General features: G+C 44.9%; 19 protein-coding genes, 1 tRNA gene and 1 pseudogene. 4 read left to right on the forward strand and 17 right to left on the reverse strand.

Annotated elements, in window-relative coordinates; translation table 11 throughout:
* Window positions 1-76: 76 nt before the first annotated feature.
* From Q3W13_RS21135 to mobC, 3 genes and pseudogenes are all read right to left on the reverse strand, one after another.
* Window positions 77-1,081, reverse strand: a pseudogene (locus Q3W13_RS21135) (YWFCY domain-containing protein); the annotation flags it as partial.
* 14 nt (window positions 1,082-1,095) lie between these two features.
* Window positions 1,096-2,391, reverse strand: coding sequence for a relaxase/mobilization nuclease domain-containing protein (locus tag Q3W13_RS21140; RefSeq protein ID WP_302867326.1), 1,296 nt, complete (start codon window positions 2,389-2,391; stop codon window positions 1,096-1,098).
* Window positions 2,376-2,783 carry a plasmid mobilization relaxosome protein MobC gene (mobC, locus tag Q3W13_RS21145; RefSeq protein ID WP_302867327.1) on the reverse strand — a complete coding sequence of 136 codons (408 nt, stop codon included), beginning with the start codon at window positions 2,781-2,783 and terminating at the stop codon, window positions 2,376-2,378. The genes Q3W13_RS21140 and mobC overlap by 16 nt, the downstream gene beginning before the upstream one ends.
* 524 nt (window positions 2,784-3,307) lie before the next feature.
* Here mobC and Q3W13_RS21150 point away from each other — a divergent pair.
* Window positions 3,308-3,610 carry a hypothetical protein gene (locus Q3W13_RS21150; RefSeq protein ID WP_302867329.1) on the forward strand — a complete coding sequence of 101 codons (303 nt, stop codon included), beginning with the start codon at window positions 3,308-3,310 and terminating at the stop codon, window positions 3,608-3,610.
* A 2-nt stretch (window positions 3,611-3,612) separates the two neighbouring features.
* On the opposite strand, the gene Q3W13_RS21155 is transcribed toward Q3W13_RS21150, so the two are convergent.
* Window positions 3,613-4,809: a site-specific integrase gene (locus Q3W13_RS21155; protein WP_302867331.1), complete on the reverse strand. Its 1,197-nt coding sequence runs from the start codon at window positions 4,807-4,809 to the stop codon at window positions 3,613-3,615.
* 95 nt (window positions 4,810-4,904) lie between these two features.
* Window positions 4,905-4,978 (reverse strand) — tRNA-Ala (locus Q3W13_RS21160).
* A 161-nt stretch (window positions 4,979-5,139) separates the two neighbouring features.
* On the opposite strand from Q3W13_RS21160, the gene Q3W13_RS21165 reads away from it, so the two are divergent.
* Window positions 5,140-6,099, forward strand: coding sequence for a hypothetical protein (locus Q3W13_RS21165; RefSeq protein WP_302867333.1), 960 nt, complete (start codon window positions 5,140-5,142; stop codon window positions 6,097-6,099).
* A 92-nt stretch (window positions 6,100-6,191) separates the two neighbouring features.
* The gene (locus Q3W13_RS21170) at window positions 6,192-7,265 is read left to right on the forward strand and encodes an Ldh family oxidoreductase (protein WP_302867335.1); all 1,074 of its coding nucleotides are present in this window, start codon (window positions 6,192-6,194) and stop codon (window positions 7,263-7,265) included.
* On the opposite strand, the gene lepB is transcribed toward Q3W13_RS21170, so the two are convergent.
* From lepB to Q3W13_RS21230, 12 genes are all read right to left on the reverse strand, one after another.
* Window positions 7,266-8,423, reverse strand: a complete 1,158-nt coding sequence (gene lepB, locus Q3W13_RS21175) for a signal peptidase I (RefSeq protein ID WP_302867336.1) — start codon at window positions 8,421-8,423, stop codon at window positions 7,266-7,268.
* Between the two features lie 150 nt (window positions 8,424-8,573).
* Window positions 8,574-9,323: a 4-hydroxy-tetrahydrodipicolinate reductase gene (gene dapB / locus Q3W13_RS21180; protein ID WP_302867337.1), complete on the reverse strand. Its 750-nt coding sequence runs from the start codon at window positions 9,321-9,323 to the stop codon at window positions 8,574-8,576.
* Between the two features lie 141 nt (window positions 9,324-9,464).
* Complete coding sequence (locus tag Q3W13_RS21185) at window positions 9,465-10,151, reverse strand: DUF5683 domain-containing protein (protein WP_302867338.1); 687 nt, start codon at window positions 10,149-10,151, stop codon at window positions 9,465-9,467.
* A gap of 13 nt (window positions 10,152-10,164) precedes the next feature.
* Window positions 10,165-11,085, reverse strand: coding sequence for a ParB/RepB/Spo0J family partition protein (locus Q3W13_RS21190; protein WP_302867341.1), 921 nt, complete (start codon window positions 11,083-11,085; stop codon window positions 10,165-10,167).
* A gap of 3 nt (window positions 11,086-11,088) precedes the next feature.
* Window positions 11,089-11,892 (reverse strand): ParA family protein, encoded by an 804-nt coding sequence (locus Q3W13_RS21195; protein WP_302867343.1) that lies wholly within the window; start codon window positions 11,890-11,892, stop codon window positions 11,089-11,091.
* Between the two features lie 246 nt (window positions 11,893-12,138).
* A complete protein-coding gene (locus Q3W13_RS21200) occupies window positions 12,139-14,964 on the reverse strand; it encodes a TonB-dependent receptor (RefSeq protein ID WP_302867345.1) in 2,826 nt (941 codons plus the stop codon).
* A gap of 201 nt (window positions 14,965-15,165) precedes the next feature.
* On the reverse strand, window positions 15,166-16,290 hold the full coding sequence (locus Q3W13_RS21205; RefSeq protein WP_302867347.1) for an endonuclease/exonuclease/phosphatase family protein: 1,125 nt from the start codon (window positions 16,288-16,290) through the stop codon (window positions 15,166-15,168).
* The gene (locus tag Q3W13_RS21210) at window positions 16,280-17,104 is read right to left on the reverse strand and encodes a rhomboid family intramembrane serine protease (protein ID WP_302867349.1); all 825 of its coding nucleotides are present in this window, start codon (window positions 17,102-17,104) and stop codon (window positions 16,280-16,282) included. Before Q3W13_RS21210 ends, Q3W13_RS21205 begins: the two co-directional genes overlap by 11 nt.
* Before the next feature lie 137 nt (window positions 17,105-17,241).
* Window positions 17,242-17,991 (reverse strand): rhomboid family intramembrane serine protease, encoded by a 750-nt coding sequence (locus Q3W13_RS21215; protein ID WP_302867350.1) that lies wholly within the window; start codon window positions 17,989-17,991, stop codon window positions 17,242-17,244.
* Between the two features lie 29 nt (window positions 17,992-18,020).
* Window positions 18,021-19,877: a DNA mismatch repair endonuclease MutL gene (mutL, locus tag Q3W13_RS21220; protein ID WP_302867351.1), complete on the reverse strand. Its 1,857-nt coding sequence runs from the start codon at window positions 19,875-19,877 to the stop codon at window positions 18,021-18,023.
* 236 nt (window positions 19,878-20,113) lie between these two features.
* Window positions 20,114-20,659, reverse strand: coding sequence for an SRPBCC family protein (locus tag Q3W13_RS21225; RefSeq protein WP_317567204.1), 546 nt, complete (start codon window positions 20,657-20,659; stop codon window positions 20,114-20,116).
* A gap of 6 nt (window positions 20,660-20,665) precedes the next feature.
* Window positions 20,666-21,385 (reverse strand): pseudouridine synthase, encoded by a 720-nt coding sequence (locus Q3W13_RS21230; protein ID WP_302867470.1) that lies wholly within the window; start codon window positions 21,383-21,385, stop codon window positions 20,666-20,668.
* Between the two features lie 133 nt (window positions 21,386-21,518).
* Here Q3W13_RS21230 and Q3W13_RS21235 point away from each other — a divergent pair, with 133 nt between their 5' ends.
* Window positions 21,519-23,246, forward strand: coding sequence for a thiamine pyrophosphate-dependent enzyme (locus Q3W13_RS21235; RefSeq protein ID WP_302867353.1), 1,728 nt, complete (start codon window positions 21,519-21,521; stop codon window positions 23,244-23,246).
* Window positions 23,247-23,287: the final 41 nt, after the last annotated feature.

Raw genomic sequence — 23,287 nt, forward strand, 5'->3', positions numbered from 1 at the left:
AGAGTTCTTCATCCTTTGACTGTTTAAAGTTAAGACTTTTCGTCCTTTACACAGTCCGGTTTTTAGGAGGGGTTACACGACCATCTTTATATTTCCGTAAATACCAGATAATAGCCGTTAAGAAGTTAATAGGTGATTCGACGAAAAAATCACCTTGTTTCTTTATCCAGTCGCGGTTTAAGCCCAGCATAATCGTCCTTGCTGCTTCTGTCGCATCGGTAATATCATCCATACTATAGGGGTCAAGCGGGTTACAGCGGTGCGTCCGGCTCAGATCATCAAAATTAATGACATAGAATTTGGGTGTTATTTTGTAACCGTTCCTGTTCTTTAACAGCGTATTGTAGGCGATCCTGGTAAGGTCATCGTATTTAAAATCATAAAGGAACAGGGTAAAGCCTTTTTTGATATGTTGCGTAATAATGTGCCTGATTACAAAATAAGATTTGCCCGCACCCGGTGTGCCAATAACCAATAGCCCCCTAAACGGATTGATAAAGTTGATCCAGCTACCCCGTATTTTATCTTTCAGGTTATACTTAGCCGGCAGGTTAATGGAGAATTCGTTTTCTAACAAGCGCTCCTCCTGCGGGAAGGTTTCATTTTCGGTGTTGAAGATATCGTTGTTCAGGCTGATTCTGATCAGCCTTGATAAAAGCCCGCCGCCTGTTAAGATTAGTAAATAACCAGTGGCCGTCAACCCCATATAGGTTATAGCGATAAAATCAGCAAAAGCATTCAAGTAGAAACACAAGACGCTGATAAAATAGATGAGCAAGCCTGATAAAAGATAGGCGACAATGGCATTCTTCTGTATCTTTTCATCCTTGCGACCTTTCACACCCAATAACGAAATGACCAGGCAAAGCAACGCGGCCAGTTTGGGCTTGAGGCTATTGTTAAATAAACCTGTTTTGGCGATATTGGTAATAATGCGCGTCGTGATATTCGCTGTCCAGCCCCAGTGCTGGAAAACCAGGTAACAGCTGATATAAAAATGTATCGCTAAAATAAAGATGCTGATGAGTCGTGTAAATTCGGTGATCTTCCGTAATCCCTGTATGTCTTCTCCTGTTTGCATAATTTTTTTGTGGTTTATAAATGCTGTCCTTGTTCCTGCTTTTTCCTTTTCTTGCGGCGAGGTGTGATTGGTGCACTGTCCCCTGTGGTTTTCTCCATCAAATTTTGAAGTAGTTTATCTACACCCGAATCAAACTGCTGTGTGGCAGGTTCAATGGTTTTCAGGTAGGTCGTTTGCGCATCCCGTTTCAGGTACGTTTGTTTTGGCTGCCCCGTTTTTAACCAGGTCTTTGTCGTTGGTTTGACTGGCTGATCCACACGTCCAAACCTCTCGGTTAATGCTTTTGAACCGTAACCTTTGCCTAAGTCGCTGCCTTTAAATACGGCCATATTGGTATTATCAATAAAGGTTACGCCGTAAGTCAATCCTTGTTCATTCTGCCTGAATAAGGTTTGTATATTCTCTTTTTGCAATTCTGCTATAAAGGTGGTTTTAGTAAGCTGATGATATTTTTTAAATACCCTTTCGATCTCACCCTTCAGGTCGTCCCGGTATGCCGCGCGCCTTACCGTGTTTTGGGCGAATTTTTTTTCAAGGTTAAATAAGGTTGGCTTACTGTAAAAGGCACTGGCCTTGATAGGAATGCCGATCGAACTGCCGTTCTTATCGAGCAGGGAATAAATTAATCCTTCCTTTTGGTACATCATGGTACCCTCTCCGCCACGATCCGCTTGCACATTGAATTGCCTTAACACCGCATTGAATTCAGCTAAAGAGGTGAATTTGTATTGGCTCATTACAGCACCCACGACGTTACTGATGGCACGCTTGGTTGGGATATGCCCGTACTGGGCTTTTGTGATATCTGCAGGTTTGATAGCCGCTTGCTGCTTGAACGTCTTGCTTTGGGCCCTGACCAGGTTGAACTCCTGTTCGATCTGCTTGCGGGCAGGCTCTGATTTCAGCATCCCAATTCGGTGTATATCTATCCGTTCACCGCTGGCCTGCATAGTGGTGGTTACAATGTGTACATGGCTGTGTGCCGCGTCCGTATGGCGGTAAACTAAAAATGGCTGGTCGCCAAAACCGATCTTGTCCATATAGTTGGCAGCGATAGCCTGCATCTTCGCATTGTTCAGTTTTTCACTGGCGTCAAAATTCAGGGAGATATGCAGGGCGTTGGTTTTTACTTTATCACTGAGCATGGTTAATTTTTCAAAGCGCTTTATTTTACTATCAAAATTCATCTGGTCGATCTCGCCTGCAAAGCCGCTGGCCATTATGAGCTGTGCCTGTCCCTGGGCAACTTTATTTTCATTGTAATGCAGGATGCCCTTTATCCTTTTACCGCTTATTATTTTTGCAACCATATTGCCGCCAGTTGGGAAACGATCAACAGCAATTCATCAACCCGCTCCTCCACAGGTTTGAATAGTTCGATTACTTTGATGGCATAAAAGGCTTTCCCTTTTTCTTCCCAGGTACTATTATAGCGTTTGGTGATCTGGTTGATATTGACGCCGATAGCTTTGAGCTCTTTCCGGATTAATGCCAGTTGTTCCATAGTTTGATCCAGTGAAGCATCAACATGAAAAATTTTAATTTCATGGCTGGACAATATCTTCCGGGCCACCTCGCCGATGCTGTGGCAATCACTTTTCCCGATCATTTTTTCAAGTCGCTGGAATGTGGCAGCAGTCACCCTCGTCCGTATAGAACACGTGAACAGTTTTTCTGGATTTGCTGATTTTCTACGCGCCATAATCTGCACTTTAGAGGGGTGAGTTCCGAACCCCGGTAAGCCCCGCGCAGGCGGCAAAGATATTTTTGGGGACAAAAATCCATCTTTGCTGAACGCTGGCGCGTGGAACGGCCACCTGACGGGGCCGTTATGGAAACCTCCGGGTGATTGTTTTAATTACTGCTTTGAATTTTTCGTTTCGGTGGTTTTGCGAAATGTTTCCAGCGGCTCGAATGAGCGTAGGAGTTGCCTGATGGGATGGCGGGGTTGTGGTCTTATCCGCTTGATGTTTGGTGTTAGCTTTGAAACTGCGGTTTCTTTATTAGCGGTGTTATTTGTCATGGCTTATAGAATTTAAGCTAAAGGTGGGGGGATAGTTTTGTAAGGTTTGGGAGTCCAATAATTTGGCGAAAGATTTTAATTCCTGATGGCCGTTCGCAGAATATTTACCTTGAATGTTCCTGGCAAGATACTTCACCACTTTTTAAAACTGCCTGTTTCATTAAAAAACCATAAATAAATTTGCTGGTCAAAGGGGATGAACCATGCTACCGGAACAGATCAACAAACAGGATTTGCAAATTGATGAATTGCTTGCGCAAATCGAGCAGGGAGAGATACCGCTCAAATTAATTGTAGGCAGGTTGGTGGAGGTCATTATCAAACTCGATGAAAAGGAGCGACAGTTGGATGGCCTGATCCAGTCACTTCCAATGCTCGCCGATATTACAAAAAAGATCACCGAAATACATACACTACACTTCCCCGCAAAGCATTTAAAAAAGAAGTCCCAAAAGGAAAAGTTTATGGCCGAAATCCTTTTGGGACCGGTGAAAAAACGGAAATAGCTTTATATCGCTGGTATGAGCTTATCGGTTTGTACAAACTTTAATAAATCCTTCAGATAGGTTTCCGTTTCTACCAGACTGCTGTGACGGTTGGCTGAGCATATTTCAGCTATCGTCCAGCCCGCTTTAAACTTCTTCACGTTGGAAAAGTGCTTAAATGAATAAAGGGTATACTTTTTATTCCGGAGTTTAACCATTTTCAAGCATTTGACAAAGCGATCATATGGGGTATTCTCACCGATTCTATCGGCAGAAATAAATGTCACCGTTGATCCCAGCAAATAATAATCTCCGGGAGAGTTGGCGATATCTAGCTTATCCAGTTCTATCCTCAAACTAGGGTCAATATGGACAGGTAACGATTTTTTGTTTTTAGCGATAGACGCCGGGATGGTGATCGTGTTGTTTTCCAAATTAATGTATTTCACTTTTAAATATCGCAGTTCTTTTGGCCGGATACACGTATAGTAAATCATCCTGACGAATAGAAGTGTATACGGGTCATTGGCTTGGAGCCAATCCATGATGGTTTTAAAATCGGCATCCGAAAAGACTTGGTGCGATTCCGTGGCGATCTTCGTCCTGGTTTCGGTATCCGTTACTGGGTTGACCTCAATGTATTTGTTCTTTTTAAGGTATTTGAAATAGTTGTTAAGGGCAATTCTCGAATTGTTGTAGGTAACGCCCAACCACTTTTCAGTTTGTTCCTGGTGATTTAAGAAATGGGTAATCTCATAATCGGTGATCTCGTTTACTCTTTTGTGCGCACCATAGAAATCAATAAAGGGGTTGACCTTTGACAAGTAAGACTGGATGGATTTTTTTCGCGTGCCTTTCGCTTTGTGGTAGGCTTCAAAAAACTCTTTGGCTTTGTCGAGTGTAAGCGATACGACTTCCCGTTTGAGTTTCTCGTTGGATTTTTCGTCAATAGGGCTCCAGCCGCCGTCCAAAGCATCTTTGTAGGTGTCTAAGAGTTCAGTAAAAAGACTAAGTTTTTCCTTCGGCTCCTTGATCCTGTTCAGGTTCTTGCTGAACCTAAACCTCTCCATTTCCCCGAGACCTGGATTATAAAAAAAGAACTCTACATACCAGCTCTGCTTCGCTTCCTCTTTAGCTTTAGTGCTGCCTTTAGGAACGAGATCAATGGTCTTTCCCTTGAATAAACGGGGTGTTGTGTAGGGGATTTCTGCGCTTTCCATGCCGCCGAAATTGGCGGGCTGTGGCAGAGTTTTGGCAGAGTTAGTACCTGGTGTGTTGCTAAATAGCTGAACACCAGGTACATTAAGTGTCTGAGTGGAGAATATCGGAGTCGAACCGATGACCTCTTGCATGCCATGCAAGCGCTCTAGCCAGCTGAGCTAATCCCCCTTTTTGCGGATGGCAAATATATAATTTAATAGTTACAAATCAGCAGCTATTGTTATTTTTTCTCTGGATCGGGTATCCCCCTTAGCGGGTGATAGAAAATAATGGATGAAATGTTAACTTGGTTGAACAATTTCATTTTTAGCCTCTGATCAAATTAAAGAATGACAAAGCAACTTCTCGTGGTCGCGCTTTTAGCAATAAAAGCTGCCAGTGTTCTGGCACAAGCCACTTACCCGGATAACAATTTGCCAGGTAATGCCCCGCAGCTTTTTGCAAAAGATAAATTAACAGATGGACTTAGCAACCGTGATTTTACTATGTCACCCAAAGGCGACGAGATATATTTTACTATTCAGCATTTACGTTTTGCAAGTTTTATTGTCAGGGTGGTAAAGCAAAACGGGGTTTGGGGCAAACCTGAGATGGCGCCATTTTCGGGTATTAACCGGGATTTAGAAGCTTCCTTCTCGCCGGACGGAAACACCCTGTTTTTCGCTTCAGACAGGCCGCTAACGGCCGGGGGCCGACCTAAAGATTTTGACATCTGGAAAGTGACCCGCAATGCCGGTGGCCAGTGGGGACAACCAGTTAACCTGGGGCCAATAGTAAACAGCAACAAAAATGAATATTACCCCAGCGTTGCTAAAAACGGCAATTTGTATTTTACCGTAGAGGCGGCTTACGGTAAAGGGGGCGAGGATATTGTAATGTGCAGGCCAACGGCTAACGGTTATACTGCCCCTGAAAGCCTGCCAGAAGCAATTAATACGAAGGCCGGGGAGTTTAATGCGTTTATAGATCCGGACGAAAAGTTTATTATCTTCTCATCCGAAGGCCGCGCCGACAGTAAGGGGTCGGGTGATTTATACATAGGCAAAAAAGACAAAACAGGTAATTGGATGCCGGCCCGGCAGTTACCTTCACCCGTAAATTCGAGCGGGCTTGATTATTGCCCATATGTTACCGCTGATAAACAATACCTTATTTTTACCAGCAACCGCCTGCGGCAGGAGTGGTACGCCGATAAGGCAATTAGCTACAACACAATGAAAGACCTGGTAGCCGGGCCGGGCAACGGGCTGGATGATATTTACTGGGTGAAATTTAACCCCGGTTGGTAAGCGATCAATTGCTAACGATTACGACAGACCACATTTCCTTATGGTAAGCCTGCAGCTGCTTTAATACCGGGTTAATCTTTGTAGATTTGCCGATGCTTGTTTCAGAATCTGGTCTCCGCAAATTTACACAAACAGTTTTTTCGGCTATGGGCTGCAGCAATGAACATGCTGCCCTCGCTGCCGACGTATTGCTACAAGCAGATTTACGCGGGATAGATTCCCACGGCGTTGCCCGCCTGATCGGCTATGTACGGCTGTGGGAAAACAAGCGGATAAATACCCGTCCCAATATTAGCATCGTTCATGAAACCGCTACTACAGCTACAGTAGACGGTGATGCAGGGCTTGGTCTGGTAGTTGCTCCTTTCGCCATGCGCCTGGCTATTCAGAAAGCCGAAACCTATGGCTCCGGCTGGGTGTCGGTAAGAAACTCCAACCACTTTGGTATAGCCGGCTACCACGCCCTGATGGCCGTCGAAAAAGACATGGTTGGTTTTGCAATGACGAATGCCAGTCCGCTGGTAGCGCCAACTAATTCAAATGAGCGGCTATTGGGTACTAACCCCATGTGCTATGCTTTTCCGGCCGGAAAATATCCTCCCGTTGTTGTGGACATGGCGACCTCTGCGGCAGCAAACGGCAAGCTGGAAATAGCACAACGAGCCGGTAAACCCGTCCCCGAAGGATGGATCCAGGATGCTGCCGGCAATTATACTACTGATCCTTACGCTTTAAAGGCAGGCGGCTCGCTTTTGCCGCTGGGTAGCGATAAAGAACATGGCAGCCACAAAGGTTTTGGGCTAAGCGCAACGGTTGATATTCTTTCAGCAGTGCTTTCGGGTGCTAATTACGGGCCATGGGTGCCACCATTCGTGGCTTTCTTAAATCCCCCTGCCGACCCAGTCGGGCTTGGCATCGGCCATTTTGTCGGCGCTATGCGAATCGATGGCTTTCGGCCGATTGAGGAATTTAAGTTGCACATGGATAATTGGGTCGCACGTTTTAAATCGGCATCAACCATCCATCCTGAACAAAAAGTAGTTATCCCAGGGGAGCCGGAGTTTGAGGCGGAAGCAGACAGAAAAGCAAACGGCATCCCGTTGGTAGATGCCGTTGTTAATGATTTAAATGGGTTATCGGAGAAGTTTGGGTTGTCTCGCCTGTAATTAATAGGAATGTATCCCATTAAACAATCGTCCCCAGCGTATTTTATGAAAAAATGATGCATTTTCATCCCAGCTCATCCATATAAATAGCGCCTTGCCTACGATGTGGTCTTCGGGTACAAACCCCCAAAAGCGCGAGTCGTCAGAGTCGTGGCGGTTATCGCCCATCATCCAGTAATAATTCATTTTAAAGGTGTAGCTGTCCGTTTTTTTTCCATTGATATAAATGTCGCTCCCTTTAACCTCCAGTTTGTTGTTCTCATAAACCGCTATGCAACGCTCATAAATGGGGTAAGTAAGACTATCCAGTTTAACCGTCCACCCCTTTTTGGGGATGATAATCGGGCCATAGTTGTCAACGTTCCACTTGTAATCAGGCTGCTTGCCATTGAGCATCAGACTTGGCGGCCCAACCGGGTGTTGAGGGTTTGTCGGATAAACCGGCGCATCCGGATTGGTTATTCCCTTAAGGGCAATCCGCGGAGTGACTGATTTAACGCCGGATATATTTTTCAATTTATCAGCTGATTCCTTCGTCATAAACAAATGGCTGGATTCATATGTAGAAGCGTTCAATTCTGCTAATGCGTCCGGATTTATAGGGTTACCGTCGGCAGTAGTATAATCATAATCTAACTCAGATTGCGGCGGATTTGGAGCCGCCTTTCCGTTTACAAAAACCTGGGCATTAACTACGCTTAAAGTGTCGCCACCCACACCCTGGCAGCGCTTAATAAAATTCTCACGTTTATCCACCGGCCGGTACAGCGGTGAGTCAGCGTCCATAGGGTAGTTAAATACCACCACATCGCCTTTCTTTACCTCGCTTAAGCCTGGCAGGCGATAATACGGAAGCTTTACCCCATCCCAATAGGCTTTAGTGCCTATCAGCGGCATGGTATGGTGTGCAAAAGGGAACGCAATAGGCGTCATAGGCGTACGCGCACCATAGTTTACCTTACTTACAAACAAAAAGTCGCCAACCAGGAGCGAGCGCTCCATTGAAGGCGTTGGTATTACATAAGCTTCTATAAAAAAAGTACGTATCAGGGTTGCCGCTATTACAGCAAAAACAATAGCGTCAGTCCATTCGCGCAGCGCGCTTTTTTTCTTTTTAGGGGTAGTCCTTTTCTTTTTACTCCAGAATTTCCAGTTCATGGTTACAATATTGGGAATTTTGTTTTAGAATCAAGAATCAGGAGCCAGGAATCAATACAAATAGGCCTGAAGATCGCTCCCGCATCTAAACTCTTTATATTTATATTTTTCTTGATTTTTTGACTCGTGGTTCCTGGTTCTCCCATTTTTCTATTTAAAGTCAAACATCGCATCAACCGAATAAAACCCTTGCTTGCCCTGTATCCATTCGGCGGCCAAAACTGCTCCCAGGGCGAAACCGTTGCGATTATGTGCTGTATGTTTAAACTCGATAGAGTCAACCTCAGAATCATAAATGACAGTATGGGTGCCGGGTACGTTTTCTACGCGGTGCGATTCTATCAGCAATTGGTCGGCTGTTATGGTCGCTTCATCGCTTTCGGCGCCATCAGCGTTAAGCGAATTAACCCATTCTTTTTTTGTGCCGATGTTGTCGATAATGCCTTCGGCTATGGTTATAGCAGTACCGCTCGGCGAATCCAGTTTTTGTGTGTGATGTATCTCCTCAACCTGTACTTCGTAGTAGGGATAATTGCTCATCAGTTTCGCGAGTATTTTATTGACATGGAAAAAGATGTTTACGCCGACGCTGAAGTTAGTAGCATAAAGCATAGCGGTATTACTTTGCTCATATCTTTGTTTTAGAGCAGGCAGACTGCTATACCAACCGGTAGTACCAACGATAACAGGAGTGCCGGCATTTAAGCACTGTTCAATATTGTTTAAAACAGTCCCCGGTGTGCTGAACTCGATAGCCACATCTGCTAATTGCAGGTTTTCGGCGGTCAGGTCTTGCTGGTTATCCTGGTCAATCTTCAATACTATTTCGTGTTTACGGTCATGGGCTATCTTTTCTATTATTTTGCCCATTTTCCCGTAGCCTAACAAAGCAATTTTCATGTTGGGATTTTAAAAGGCACTAAGTTCATGAATTAAAGCGAACTTTTTACTAAATCACACGAATTCTATCGAATTTCACGAACTATTCCTGCTGAAAACCGGGTTTAGCGGAAACAGCAATGGCCCCGCGTCTTATGTAGCTTATAGCGTCATTGTTAGTTTTATACCGGGGATATACGACCTGAGCGCACTTTGCGCATAAAGGGGCTGTTCCATCATAGCAGGCGTAATACGCATCGAAAAGTTATTATCCAGCGTGTAACTGTGAATAAATTTAGCGTCGATATATGCATCGATAGCGTTTACGCCCCAAAACAATAAGGTTCCCAGGATGCAAAGGTCACGGTCACGACGGTAGCCATCTTTAGCGTCGTAAATTTGCTGGTCACCGGCCTTGCTGTATAAATTATATTCGTCATAATAAGGATCAGTTGATTTGGGTACAATCAGACGGTTCCGGTATTTGGATAGGGCCAAAAAAAGCTTATAATTTTGTGAATTAAAAACTATTCCCGCACCTAATGAGCCGAGCACCCCGTAAATGATAGGCACTTTCCAGATGCGGTGGTTGTAAATTTGCCCCCAGCCCGGTATAATAAGCGACCTTATCACCGCCTTATGGGGGCTATGCGTTGTATCGATATGATAAACCTTTTCTTTATGAACTTTTTTGCGCCTAAAGCTTACAAAGTCTGTATCAGCTTTTGTAGCCTTTAGCGTATCCATTTTGCTCTTTAAGATCTCCTTCGACGTAGTATCAGGATTTTGCCCCCTGGCGGTAAAGGCAAAAGCGGCCAGCAGGCATGTAAAAAGCAAATATTTATACATTCTTTATTTTTGGTTACCACTCCATGATCTCGAGGATGCGGGTCAGGTCGCTTTCCGATAAAAATGGAATCTCGATGGTACCCTTGCCCTGGCCGGCTATTTTCAGCTTAACCCTTGTACTGAACTTAGATGCCAGGTCGTCCTGTATTTTTTGAAGCTGGAACGAAATCGGTTCAGGCTGTTTACCCTCTTTTTTTACAGGCGCCCTCTGTATCTCGCGTGCCAGTTCTTCCGTCTTACGAACGGATAAACCATCCCTTATAATATGCTGGTGTAAAAAAATTTGTTTAGTTGAGTCTTCAATGCTAATCAAGGCCTTGGCATGGCCCATTGTGATCTCGTTATCACGAAGCGATTTTTGAATGGCCGGTGGCAGTCTCAGCAACCTCAGGTAGTTGGTAACGGTCGAGCGGTTTTTGCTAACACGCTCGCCAAGCTCGTCCTGTTTTAAATTACATTCTTCAATCATGCGCTGAAAGCTCAGGGCAACTTCGATAGCGTTCAGGTTTTCGCGCTGAATGTTTTCTATCAGGGCCATTTCCAGCATTTGCTGGTCGTTTGCCGAGCGGATATAAGCCGGAACCGTTGTCAAACCGGCAAGCTTCGATGCACGAAAACGGCGTTCACCCGAAATCAACTGGTAACTGTGAGCATTTAAGCGGCGTACGGTAATAGGCTGAATAAGCCCCTGAAGTTTAATTGAGTCGGCTAATTCGGCGAGCGCTTCCTGGTCAAAATCAGTCCGGGGCTGAAAGGGGTTAACCTCAATTTCCGATAGTTTTATCTCGTTTACCGAACCCAGGCTATTCACTTCGGTTTCTGCCGCTGCAGCTGCTTTATTGGTTGCCGTATGCTGACCGTGGTTTACACTTTCAGTGTCTTTTAATAATGCACTTAATCCTCTTCCTAAAGCGTTTCTTTTTTCTGCGCTCATCTTTTATACTATAGCTGAATCTGTAGAAGCCTCTTCTCTAACCAACCCGTTTTTGCGTAATATTTCGCGGGCAAGGTTTAAATAATTTATTGCACCCTTGCTGGTTGCGTCGTGCATAATTACCGATATGCCAAAGCTCGGGGCCTCGCTCAGCCTGGTGTTACGCTGAATGATGGTATCAAAAACCATGTCTTCAAAATGGCTTCTTACCTCCTCAACTACCTGGTTGCTCAAGCGCAGCCTTACATCGTACATGGTCAGCAATATACCTTCAATCTCCAGCGATGGATTTAACCTCGATTGAACGATCTTGATCGTATTTAACAGCTTGCCCAAGCCTTCTAATGCAAAGTATTCGCACTGTACCGGGATGATCACCGAATCGGCGGCAGTTAAAGCATTGATGGTAATTAAACCTAAAGAGGGCGAGCAATCAATTATAATAAAATCATAATCGTCCTTTACCGCGTTCAGCACCGCCTTCATTTTATATTCGCGGTCTGCAAGGTTTATCATTTCAATTTCGGCGCCCACCAGGTCGATGTGTGCCGGCAGAAGGTCGAGATTAGGTGTTTCCGTTTTCTGGATAGCCTCACGCGGGTCTACCTGGTTAATGATACACTCGTAAATACTGTTTTTAATATTACGCGGGTCAAACCCAATACCCGATGTTGAGTTGGCCTGTGGGTCGGCGTCAACCAGTAACGTTTTAAACTCCAGTACGGCTAAACTTGCGGCCAGGTTTATGGATGATGTGGTTTTACCAACACCGCCTTTTTGATTGGCCAAAGCAATAATTTTACTCATCTTATATGCTGAAAAAATTCATAAATGGGTTTTCGCGGCAGCAAAATCCTGAAATTGCAAGTTATGCACTTCCTAAAATTTTTAGCGCGGGTAAAGATACGTAATTTAAACAATTACAAATTCCACAGTTTTTAGCCACTTACAAACAGTCAGGAAGCATTAAGCCGGGAATCTTAAGCCGAAAGTCTTGGCTCTGATCTGTATCCTGCTCAGCGATTACGACTTAAGACTTCTGACTCAATATACTTACCGCATTATAATAATCCCCGGTGTGGTTTTCGCCGGGCCCACTTTGGTTATCTTATAAATCAATTTAGCGTAAAAGTAGCGGCCGAGGGTATTGGTCTGGTCATTTTGAATTACACCGGTGGTGGTAATGTTTCGCTGGATGCCGGAAGCCTGGTTCAGCAGATCATATGCGTTGATGGAAAAGGTAAGGTTTTGTTTTTTAAGAAAGGTGCGCTCCAATCCCGCGTTCCAAATATAAAATGACGTATTAGCGCTGGAAGGCGTTCCCCTGAACAATCTTTGCGTTACATCACTGAAGATGCGCCAATCCTTCATAGGTTTTACGCTTACATTCATATCGTTGTTAAACGTGTAATATGTTTGGTCCGCAAGCGACTGGAACGAATTTTTGGCATTGTTATAAGTGCCATATCCGCTTAGCGATAACTGTAGTTTTTCCGTATCATAACTTCCGCGTAAGCTTAGCCCCGGCGAAAAACGGCGCACAGCATTTTGGTTACCATTAATAATGTTTACAAACCTGCTTATGTTGCCATTCAGGCCGGTGGAAAATCTCAGGCCTTTTATTTTGGTTGGTTTGCCATAGTTAAAGCCGAAGTTACTGCTGTAATTACCATCGGTGTTTATCGGTTTCGAAGTAGTTATACCGTTTTCATCCACCGTGCTTTCTGTAGAAAACCCGTTCCAGGTAGGTGTAAAGTTACCATACAGATTGATGAACGAGTTATTCTTCATGTCGAACAGGTTATAATTCCCGCTGATATTGAGCGAGCGCGACATCACCAGGTTAGGGTTGCCCTGCCGAATGTATAATGGATCGGTATTGTTAAACACTGGCTGCAGGTCGGTGGCCGACGGCAGGCTTACATCGGTACCGATATTCAGATACAGGTTGGGCCCGTTCTTTTTGCGAAGCGATAACGACGCATTCGGAACAAAGGCAAAAGCATCTCTTTTAACGGTGCTGAATTGGTTGTTGGTGGTGAAATCTCCCTGCAGGCCAAGGTCGGCAACGGCCAAGTTCAAGTTAAGGGTAAACGAGTCGTTTGATTTGTTTAAGCCGGCGGTAGTGGTGTAACGCCAATTCCGGTTGTTGAAATTGCCGGTTGTTAGCGGGTCTGTAATTTCATATTTGCCGGTTACGCCATTGTAATCGAGCGTAAGCTGATCGGCAATTTGTTTGCGGTAATCAAAGCTTTGGCTAAGGGTTAAGTCTATTTTATGTTTAGCACTCAACTGCCGCACGTACGACACTGTACTGTTTAAGTAAGTGGCATTGTTATCCTGGTTGGCCTGCTGATTAATATCAGAGTTGGGGACATTGCCCGCAAAATATCTCGAAGCGGAAATATTGGTATAATTATAGTCGGACTTTGAATAGTTCCCGTTCACAAAAAAGTTCAATGATCCTTTACCTCCGCGAAGTTTATGATTTGCCGAAAACAAGCCGCCGAAAGCAGGACTCGTCCGCCGTCCGTCCAAAAATTGGTTTATATTATTAACGCTGTCCATTGCGCCATTAAGGGTGTTTGATAGCAGCGACGAGTTGTTTTTGTTCAGCGTGGTGCTGAAGCTTGGCTTAAATTTAAAGCTGGTTAAACTATCCAATTTATAATCGAAGCTAAAATTCAGCCTGTAGCTATTACTGGTGTTGTTGCCATGCGAGTTCTGTTTTGTAAACAGGTTGTTCGGGTTATCCTGTAAATCCGATAGTTTTATCAATGTATTAGATGATATAGTCGTAATAAAATTTACGTTAAACTTCAGCTGCTCCTTTTTGCCAAAAATATCTGAATAGTTTATTCCACCGCTGTGATTGGTTATTAAGCCATCGTTCACGCCGGAAAAGGCTCCATTTACATTGGCCCTGCCATTGCCGCCAATACTAATGGAAATGTTACCTCCGGGCGAGGCAAAGGCGCCAAATACATCGCCGCCGGTGAAGTTATTTAAGTCCTCGAAGCTAAAACCCGATTCATTTACATTATTACTCAAGGCCAGAAATGACAGCTGCTTTTTGTTATCAAAATGATTGGCATTAAACTGGCCCAGGTAGCGGTCTTTTGTCCCGCCGGAGGCTGTGGCATTGCCAAACCAGCCTTTCTTTTTATCTTCTTTTAAAGTAAGGTTAAGTACCTTATCGCGCTGTCCATCATCTATTCCGGTATTTTTTGCTTTATCTGTTTTATCATCAATTACCTGCACTTTATCGATAGCGTCGGCCGGCAGGTTCTTGGTAGCAGCTTTCGGGTCGTTTCCGAAAAACTCGCGCCCGTCAACCATCACTTTTTTTACGTCTTTACCATTTGCCTTCAGTTTTCCATTCTCGTCAACGTCCATACCGGGTATTTTTTTTAACAACTGTTCCACGTTATCATTGGCCTGGGTTTTAAACGAACCCGCGTTAAACTCAACGGTATCCTTTTTTACTGTTACGGGGGCCTTTATGCCATTTACCGCCACCTCTTTTAGCCCGCGCACTTCTTTCGCCATCGCCAGTGTTCCAAAATCTACGGAGGGTTTGGCGGCGGTAATGCTAAAGGCTTTCACAAAGGTTTTAAGGCCTAACTGTGCTACAATTAATTTATAACTGCCATTTTTTAAATCATTTATTTCGAAGCCGCCGTTTTTGTCAGACACAGTGCTCTTTTCAAGGATGGAGTCTGCAGCGTTGATAATCGATACAGTGGCGTAGTCAACAGGTTTGTTTCCTTCATCGGCAAGCCTGCCTTTTATTTGGCGTTTGGCGGGCTGGGCAATCGCCGTTAAAGCCAGCAATATAAATGTCAGGAAAGAGAGTGTAATGCGTAAGCTTTGTTTCATAATTCAATAGTAGGCAGACTATATATCAAAGCGCTTTGTTGCAGCTGCGCGAAAATTTAGCCTGCTGTGAGCTGTTTGGTTGATTATGAAGCCAAATTACGATTGTTTCGTATATTTACGAATATTTCGTAATAAAATATTGTAGATTTAACAATTTTTAACAAAACGCAGGCGTGAAGAGTGTGCTGGCTAAATAGAGGTTCATTTCAAAACCATATCAGCTTTTACCGGGTAATGGTCCGACAATTTTTTGGTTATGATTTGATAATTGCTGATATCAAATTGCGGACTGGCCATAATGTAATCGATCTGGTAATTCGGGAAATCACCGTTATAGGTACGCCCAAAACCCGTACCATCTTCGCGAAAGGCGTTTTTTAGGCCTTTTGCCATTTGATTAACTGCGTATGACGCGGGAGTGTCGTTAAAATCGCCGGCGATAATATACGGATACGGGCATTGTGCGGCATGCGCTTTAACCTTGGCTACCTGGTCTGCACGTTTAATAAAGGCTGCTTTTAGCTTGCTGCCCAGGCGCCGTGCTGATGAACCTTCGCCTCCTTTTCCATCGTGTTTGGCTATGCCATTCAGATATTTATAATCTTCAGGGTCGAAACGGATAGATTGCAGGTGCACATTGTAAACTCTGAACTGCTTTTCGCCGTTTTTTACGTCGATAAACAAACATGAGTTTTCATTCATTTTATCGGTGAACGGAACAATTCCATGGGCTGTTATCGGGAACCTGGAAAAAATTGCCAGCCCGATGGCTTCCTGGCTGTTGGAAGATACCGGCTCAAAATAGTACCAGTTTGTGCCCATGATTTTCAATATAGAGTCACGCGTATTGTACTGCCCGGAATTACGGGTATAAAATTCCTGGAAGTTGACGATATCAGGCGGGTTATCCGCAATCAGCTGCAATATTTCATGCTTGGTGGATATGTCGTTTTTAGCGCCGTAACGTTTAAAATTATGGACGTTATAGGTCATCATGTGTGCTACCTTAACGTTCGACCCGTAGGAGCCGGACGAAGGGGCATGCAGCTCGAAATTATTAAGTAATACGTTATAGCCGATGAGGATGGTTACTAAGGGCAGGAAAAAATAACGGCTGCGCCGGATAGCCCAAAAAACCAGGAATATCAGTGCGGCTATTAATAAAAATGGATAAGCGAGGCCAAAAAAAGCAATTATCCAAAACGTTTTAGGATTTACAACAGGGGCAAGGTAGCTTAACAAAAGCGCCAAACAAAGCAGGCCGTTCAGCCAAAGGATTATCTTATCGATAAGTGAGAGCTTGTTCAGCTTTTTTTTAGCCTTCATTACTGCTTGCGCGGAATAATACTTCTTTTTCCTGTTTGCTCAGGCTGTCATAGCCCGACTGCGAAATTTTGTCTAATATAAGGTCAATTTCCTCTTGTCGTGGCTTACCGGCAGATTTTCCATAAGAATTTTTCGAGACCACCTTCAATTTTGGTTTTGCCCTAAAAATACCGCTTATCCGGGCAACCCAGTCGTTGCCTTTTTGCAGCTGTTTGATATAGACAAAGCCAATTAATGCACCGCCCAGGTGCGCAATTTCACCGCCGGAATTTGGGCCGATGATCCCCAAAAAGTCTATCAGCACAAAAAATAACGCTATCCATTTAAGTTTTACCGGGCCTATTAAAAATAAGGATAAGGAGTAATCGGGCAGCAAAGTGGCCGTTGCAATAATTATAGCCATAACACCTGCGGAGGCGCCAACAAGCGAGGTATCCTGGTGGGCAAAAATTGGCAGGGTGTTATAGCATAAAAGGAAGAAAAATGCTCCGCACAGCCCTCCCATTAAATACAGGCCCACGGTACGGTTTTTCCCGAGATACTCCTCGAATATCTGGCCGAACCAATACAGCCACAACATATTGAAAAGGATATGCAGCCACCCGGCATGCATAAACATATAGGTAACCGGGGTCCAGAAATGTTTAAGCAAAACAGACAGGTTTGAAGGCAGCTGCAGGTATTCGTTGCTGTAATAACCAATTACGCCTGTGCGAAATAGGAATTGCGCTAAAGTATCGGGAACATTAATCAGTAAAAAAACAATGATGTTGATACCGATAAGCAGGTTAACCTTACTTCCCGAATGCAGCATTTTGTATTGTAAATTTTGCCAGGCTGTCATAAAAAACGCAATATCAATACACTAATTTAACCGCTAAATCTCAAAAATGTTGCAAGCTATTTTCTATTTTACAATAGGCTAACAGTGGCTATAAATCACTGTTTCTATTAATAGCTGCCCGGTCCTCGTAACCGCCATATTCTTACCATTAAAAAGCCCAATAACGCCCCGCCGATATGGGCAAAGTGCGCCACCGAATCCGTTGGATTCTGTCTGAAGCCCAGGTAAATTTCGAGCAAAACATAAAATCCTACCAGGTACTTTGCTTTTATGGGGAAAGGTATAAACAACATCATCAAATCCATATTGGGATATAACATACCGAAAGCAACCAATATGCCGAATATAGCCCCGGAAGCACCAACAAGCGGCGCATGATAAATACCATAAAGCTTAGCTGCGGCATCCTGCGTAAGCTGTAGTGAATCAGGTATAAGGAGTTGGTCGAGCGTATGTTTATCAGCTGCTGTTAAAGTGAAAGACCCGATCAGGCTGTGAACTTCCATCGCCTGAACAAACATTTGCAGTATACCGGCGCCTATGCCGCAGATAAAATAAAAGTTCAAAAATCTTTTTGACCCGATAGAATACTCAAGTATCGGTCCGAAAGAAAATAAGGCGAACATATTAAAAAAGATATGCTCGAACCCGCCATGCATAAACATGTAGGTAATAAATTGCCAGGGCCTGAAGGAGGAAGAATCGAAATAATATTCTCCGAACAGCGTGGTGACAGGGCCGCGCGGTGAGCCGTGGTCCAGCAGCATATAAGCCAGGAAAAATATAACATTTATGATCAGCAGGTTTTTTACAACCGGGGTCAAGTTGGCGAAAGGAGATTGCCTGTATGCGCTCATAGTTTATTTAAGTAGGCCGCTTGCTGCGGTTATTTGTCAAATCGTTCTAAAATTTCGTTCAGGGTAAAAGTAGTAATTACCTGCTTACCATTCAAAGCCACATTTGGCATCTGGCAGGCAAAAAGCTGATCGATTAAAATATTCATCTCTTCCAATGACATTTTAACCCCTGCTTTTGTTGCAGCATTGCGGGCTAAACTGCGCGCCAGGCTATCGCGTTTATCCAGCTTTAACCCCGACTGGTTATTTTTAAAACCCTCCAGCAACTGTTCCAATATCTCCAATTCCGAAGTATTGTTCAAGTCGGCAGGAATTCCATCCACAACCACCGTGTTTTTGCCAAACTCGCGGACATCAAAACCCAGGGCACGGATATCGGGCAAAAGTTCTTTTAACAATTCAAAATCGCCGGCACTTAATGTAACCGTTTGGGGGAACAGGCTCTGCTGGCTTATTCCGGAATGTGTTTCCAGTTGCTGCAGAAAACGTTCGTATAAGATGCGCTCATGTGCTGCCTGCTGGTTGATCAGCATAAAACCCGATTTTATCTGCGACAGTATAAAACGGTTATGCAGTTGAAAAAGCTGGCGCTCGCTGGTTTTGTTCAGTTCCTGCTCATCAACCGATATACTTTTTTCTTCGTGAATACGGTGTTGTGTGCTTTCTTCCCGCCGGGCTATTTCATACAAAGTATCCCAGTTTTTGGGTATCGGCGAATTGCGGTAGTCCGGGCTGCTGCGTGATGTCTCACGGGCGGCAGGCTTGTCGTTATCAGTATCGAAAGGGTTATAGTTAGGATTAAAACTGATAGTTGGCGGCACTATCTCTTCAAACGGCTTCGGGGTAACCAAATGTTCGATACTGTTTTCCTGGTCGAAATCAAGACTGGGGGTGATGTTATACCGGCCCAATGAGCGTTTTACCGCCGAGCGAATGATGGCGTAAATGGTTTGTTCGTCCTGGTATTTTATTTCAGTTTTTGTAGGATGAACGTTGATGTCGATTTTGGCAGGGTCGATGTCGATAAACAGCACGTAAAGCGGAAAGGTATCCTCCGGCAACAGCTCCTTAAAAGCCATCAGCACAGCGTGATTTAAGTAAGCATCCTTTATAAAGCGGTTGTTTACGAAGAAGAACTGTTCGCCGCGGGTACGTTTGGCAAATTCGGGTTTACCCACAAACCCGCGCAGTTTTATTACGATGGTATCTTCCTCAACCGGCACCAGGCGTTCGTTATAGCTGCTTCCCAGCAAATGAATAATGCGCTGTTTCAGGTTGGTGGCAGGCAGATGATAAACTTCCTGGCCATTATGGTGGAGCGTGAAAAATATTTCCGGGTGTGCTAAAGCTACGCGCTGCAGCTCGTCGATAATGTAACGCATTTCCACCGGATTGCTCTTTAAAAAATTACGGCGGGCAGGGGTATTGTAAAAAAGATTTTTAACGCAGATGGAAGTTCCGGGGTTGGCGGAACAGGCCTCCTGGCTAATGACTTCAGAGCCTTCGATAATAATACAAGTGCCCAGTTCATCCTCATGGCGACGGGTTTTCAGTTCAACCTGGGCAATAGCGGCTATAGATGCCATGGCCTCGCCGCGAAAACCCATCGTACGGATAGCGAACAGGTCGTCGGCTTTACGTATCTTGGAAGTGGCGTGGCGCTCAAAGCACATGCGCGCATCAGTAACGCTCATACCACAGCCATTATCTATTACTTGTATCAATGCTTTGCCGGCATCTTTAATAATTAGCTGTATCTTATCGGCTCCCGCATCAATGGCATTCTCTATAAGTTCTTTTACCGCCGAAGCCGGCCTTTGTACCACCTCGCCGGCGGCGATCTGGTTGGCAACGGAATCGGGTAAAAGCTGTATGATGTCTGACATTTTGGTATAATTCCCTTCGCTTCGTTTTCGAGGATGCTAAATTACGCAATTACGGCTATAGTGTAACGCGGTGTGGGAAAGTATGACCCAGGAATATCAAATCGTACCGCGAGTACTAACAATTGATTGTGGGAATATTGGATAAGGGCGTATAGCATACGCCGTAAGCAATTAAGCAGGTTCTGCCGGCATTTTCATATATCCCCCGGCCAGGGTGTGTGCTATACGCCCTGCGATTAAAATGTCTGGGATGTCTCCGCCGCAAGCTTTATCACCTTGTTTCGCTTTTGCAGCAACCGCTCCATATACTTCCCTAAAAAAAGAATATTGGCCATCCTGCCCAACCATCCTAACGGCGATTCAAACATAAAGATATCCTTCATTACCGTTTGATCGTTAATAGCAAAGAACAAATGCTCATGCCTGAAGCTTTTGAAGGCCCCGTTTACCATCTCGTCGGTAAAATAGTCGGGGGATTTGAATTCAGTAATTTTTGAGGTGAGATTTTGCCATACGCCGAAATGTTTTGCGCGCCACGTCACAGTTTCGCCTAATTCTATTAACCCGCTGGTACGGCCTGCAATCGCCTTTTCACCAGTATGCCTGGTCGATTCCATGTGCAGGTCGATACTGCGCGATAAATCAAAACAAACCTCAACCGGCGCATTAATCATGGTCGACAGCTCAATGATCATTTCATTCGTCTTCATTGATTTTGAGATGATTTCGATGATTTTATAAGTTATGCGCCTGATCCGCATATACCGTGCTTTGATTGACATTGAGGATTATTGCAAATTAAGCTGATTCTTTAATTCCGTTTCAGGCAGACGCCACCCCATCACACCCATCACTCTTAAAAACTCATTTTGTAAAGCCGCTTTAATATGAACGGGCATGCCAGTGACCGGGTGATTAAACGACAGTCCGGATGCGTGCAAAAGCATCGTTTCCATTTCCCAGCGTTCTTTAAACAACTTGTTTTGCTTATTGCAGCCATGTGTCCGGTCGCCAATAATGGGATGAAATATATGGGCAAAATGTTTACGCAGCTGGTGCATACGGCCGGTTTCGGGGTTAGCTTCGACCAATGAATACCGCGAGGTTGCATGTGCGCCCAAAGATACATCAAGTTCCGCCCGGGCCAGGGTTTTGTAGCGGGTAAAAGCTTCCTGCAAAGTCCCGTTTTCTTTTCGCAGCGGGTAATCTATCTCCTCCGCATCAGGCGTATAGCCGCGAACGATGGCGAGGTACTTTTTATTTACCTTACCTTCATAAAATTGCTGTTGCATCAGCTTTTCGGTATCCTTATTGAGTGCGAAGAGTAATACACCTGCAGTCTTGCGGTCGAGCCGGTGGACGGGGTAAACATGCCTGCCCAATTGATCCCGCAATAACTGCAGCGCAAATTCTTCCGCATCAGCCGCAATGGGTGAGCGGTGCACCAGCAAACCATGGGGCTTGTTAATAGCTACCAGGTCATCATCCCGGAATATAATATCGAGCAAGGGCATACGCCGCGAAGGTACTTATTCTGACCGAATGCAGCCATCATTCAAAGTCTTTACCGAAAATGGTAACCAAATTATAATTTTTAAAACTCTTAACGCGCTAAATCGGTTGCTTTATAAAGATCAAACCATGGCGAAAAGTGTGGCAGACCAGTTGGTTGAAATGCTGGTTAATGCAGGAATAAAAAGAATATACGCCGTAACCGGCGACAGTTTGAATAACGTGAACGATGCCGTTAGACGGGAAGGCAGCATTGAGTGGATACATGTACGCCACGAAGAGGCGGGCGCCTATGCGGCAGGCGCGGAGGCACAGCTGAACGGCATAGCTTGTTGCGCCGGAAGCAGCGGCCCCGGACATGTGCACCTGATAAACGGTCTTTATGATGCCAACCGCTCCGAAGCTCCGGTTATAGCGATCGCCTCAACTGTTGCAAGCTTTGAGTTTGGCACTGAATATTTCCAGGAAACCAATACCTTTAAGCTTTTTGACGATTGCAGCGTATATAACCAGATAGCCACAACGCCAAAACAGATGCCGCGCATGCTGCAATCGGCTATACAGTCGGCCATACATAAAAAGGGCGTTGCAGTGTTGGGTTTACCCGGTGATTTAACCGGACAGGACGCTGAAGAAATAGCAACCGCCACACAAGTTTTTAAATCTACTGCAGTTGTTACCCCTTCTCCTGACGACTTGCATCAACTGGCCGGCATCCTGGCCAAATACAATAAAATAACTATTTTTTGTGGTATAGGCGCCGCCGACGCACACGATGAAGTTGTTGAACTTTCCAAAAGAATAAACGCCACGGTGGGTTATTCTTTCCGCGCCAAAATGGATATCCAGTACGATAACCCGAACGAGGTAGGCATGACCGGCCTGCTGGGTTTACCCGCTGCTTTTCACAGCATGAACGAAAGCGATCTGCTGCTGCTGCTCGGTACGGACTTTCCCTACACTATGTTTATGCCGCCGGATTGTAAAATCGTGCAGGTGGATACCAAACCCGAGCGTATAGGCCGCCGCGCGAAAGTAGACTGGGGGTTGCATGGCTCGATAAAGGATACTCTCCAAGCGCTACTGCCGCTGGTAAAACAGAAAAAGGATGATACTTTTTTAAAGGCTCAGCTAAAAGTATATGATGAGGTGAAGAAAAAAATGCAGACCTACGTTGATGACCCCGGAAAAAAAGAATTGATACATCCGGAATTTGTGACCAGTATAATTGACGAACTGGCCAAAGATGATGCCATATTTACGGTAGATACCGGCATGTCGTGTGTGTGGGGCGCGCGTTACATTCAGGCCACAGGCAAACGCAAAATGCTCGGCTCATTCAATCACGGTTCTATGGCGAATGCCATGCCGCAGGCTATAGGCGCCGCACTTGCTTGCCCGGGCAGACAGGTGATAGCGTTATGTGGCGATGGCGGCCTTTCTATGCTTTTGGGCGATTTGGCTACCATTACTCAATACAAGTTGCCGGTTAAGATTGTAGTTTTTAATAACCGCTCGCTGGGCATGGTAAAGCTGGAAATGGAAGTGGCCGGCTTGCCCGACTGGCAAACTGATATGCATAACCCGGACTTTGCCATGGTAGCCCAGGCCATGGGCATCAAAGGCTTTACGGTAACAGACCCCGATAATGTAAAGCAAGCCTTGCAGGAGGCATTTATGTATAAAGGCCCGGCGCTGGTAAATATCATGACCGACCCTAATGCACTGGCCATGCCGCCGAAAGTTGAATTTGAACAGGTTAAAGGAATGGCGCTATCCATGACCAAACTCGTCCTGAACGGCCGTATGGATGAAGTACTGGATACAGTGAAAGCAAATTATAAGCACTTGTTGTAGCCGTTTGCAGCAGGCAGTTTACAGTTTGCAAAAAAATACTG

This window comes from Mucilaginibacter sp. L3T2-6 (genome assembly GCF_030519355.1).
In the GTDB taxonomy this organism is placed as follows: Bacteria; Bacteroidota; Bacteroidia; order Sphingobacteriales; family Sphingobacteriaceae; genus Mucilaginibacter.

Coding starts and splice junctions, on each gene's coding strand:
- Q3W13_RS21195 (WP_302867343.1), bottom strand. CDS start 11,892: ATGAGTAAAATTATTGCTTTGGCCAATCAAAAAGGCGGTGTTGGTAAA.
- Q3W13_RS21185 (WP_302867338.1), bottom strand. CDS start 10,151: ATGTATAAATATTTGCTTTTTACATGCCTGCTGGCCGCTTTTGCCTTT.
- Q3W13_RS21170 (WP_302867335.1), top strand. CDS start 6,192: ATGCTTGTTTCAGAATCTGGTCTCCGCAAATTTACACAAACAGTTTTT.
- mobC (WP_302867327.1), bottom strand. CDS start 2,783: ATGGCGCGTAGAAAATCAGCAAATCCAGAAAAACTGTTCACGTGTTCT.
- Q3W13_RS21215 (WP_302867350.1), bottom strand. CDS start 17,991: ATGAGCGCATACAGGCAATCTCCTTTCGCCAACTTGACCCCGGTTGTA.
- Q3W13_RS21150 (WP_302867329.1), top strand. CDS start 3,308: ATGCTACCGGAACAGATCAACAAACAGGATTTGCAAATTGATGAATTG.
- Q3W13_RS21205 (WP_302867347.1), bottom strand. CDS start 16,290: ATGAAGGCTAAAAAAAAGCTGAACAAGCTCTCACTTATCGATAAGATA.
- Q3W13_RS21140 (WP_302867326.1), bottom strand. CDS start 2,391: ATGGTTGCAAAAATAATAAGCGGTAAAAGGATAAAGGGCATCCTGCAT.
- Q3W13_RS21190 (WP_302867341.1), bottom strand. CDS start 11,085: ATGAGCGCAGAAAAAAGAAACGCTTTAGGAAGAGGATTAAGTGCATTA.
- Q3W13_RS21210 (WP_302867349.1), bottom strand. CDS start 17,104: ATGCTGCATTCGGGAAGTAAGGTTAACCTGCTTATCGGTATCAACATC.
- dapB (WP_302867337.1), bottom strand. CDS start 9,323: ATGAAAATTGCTTTGTTAGGCTACGGGAAAATGGGCAAAATAATAGAA.
- Q3W13_RS21235 (WP_302867353.1), top strand. CDS start 21,519: ATGGCGAAAAGTGTGGCAGACCAGTTGGTTGAAATGCTGGTTAATGCA.
- mutL (WP_302867351.1), bottom strand. CDS start 19,877: ATGTCAGACATCATACAGCTTTTACCCGATTCCGTTGCCAACCAGATC.
- lepB (WP_302867336.1), bottom strand. CDS start 8,423: ATGAACTGGAAATTCTGGAGTAAAAAGAAAAGGACTACCCCTAAAAAG.
- Q3W13_RS21155 (WP_302867331.1), bottom strand. CDS start 4,809: ATGGAAAGCGCAGAAATCCCCTACACAACACCCCGTTTATTCAAGGGA.
- Q3W13_RS21165 (WP_302867333.1), top strand. CDS start 5,140: ATGACAAAGCAACTTCTCGTGGTCGCGCTTTTAGCAATAAAAGCTGCC.
- Q3W13_RS21225 (WP_317567204.1), bottom strand. CDS start 20,659: ATGTCAATCAAAGCACGGTATATGCGGATCAGGCGCATAACTTATAAA.
- Q3W13_RS21200 (WP_302867345.1), bottom strand. CDS start 14,964: ATGAAACAAAGCTTACGCATTACACTCTCTTTCCTGACATTTATATTG.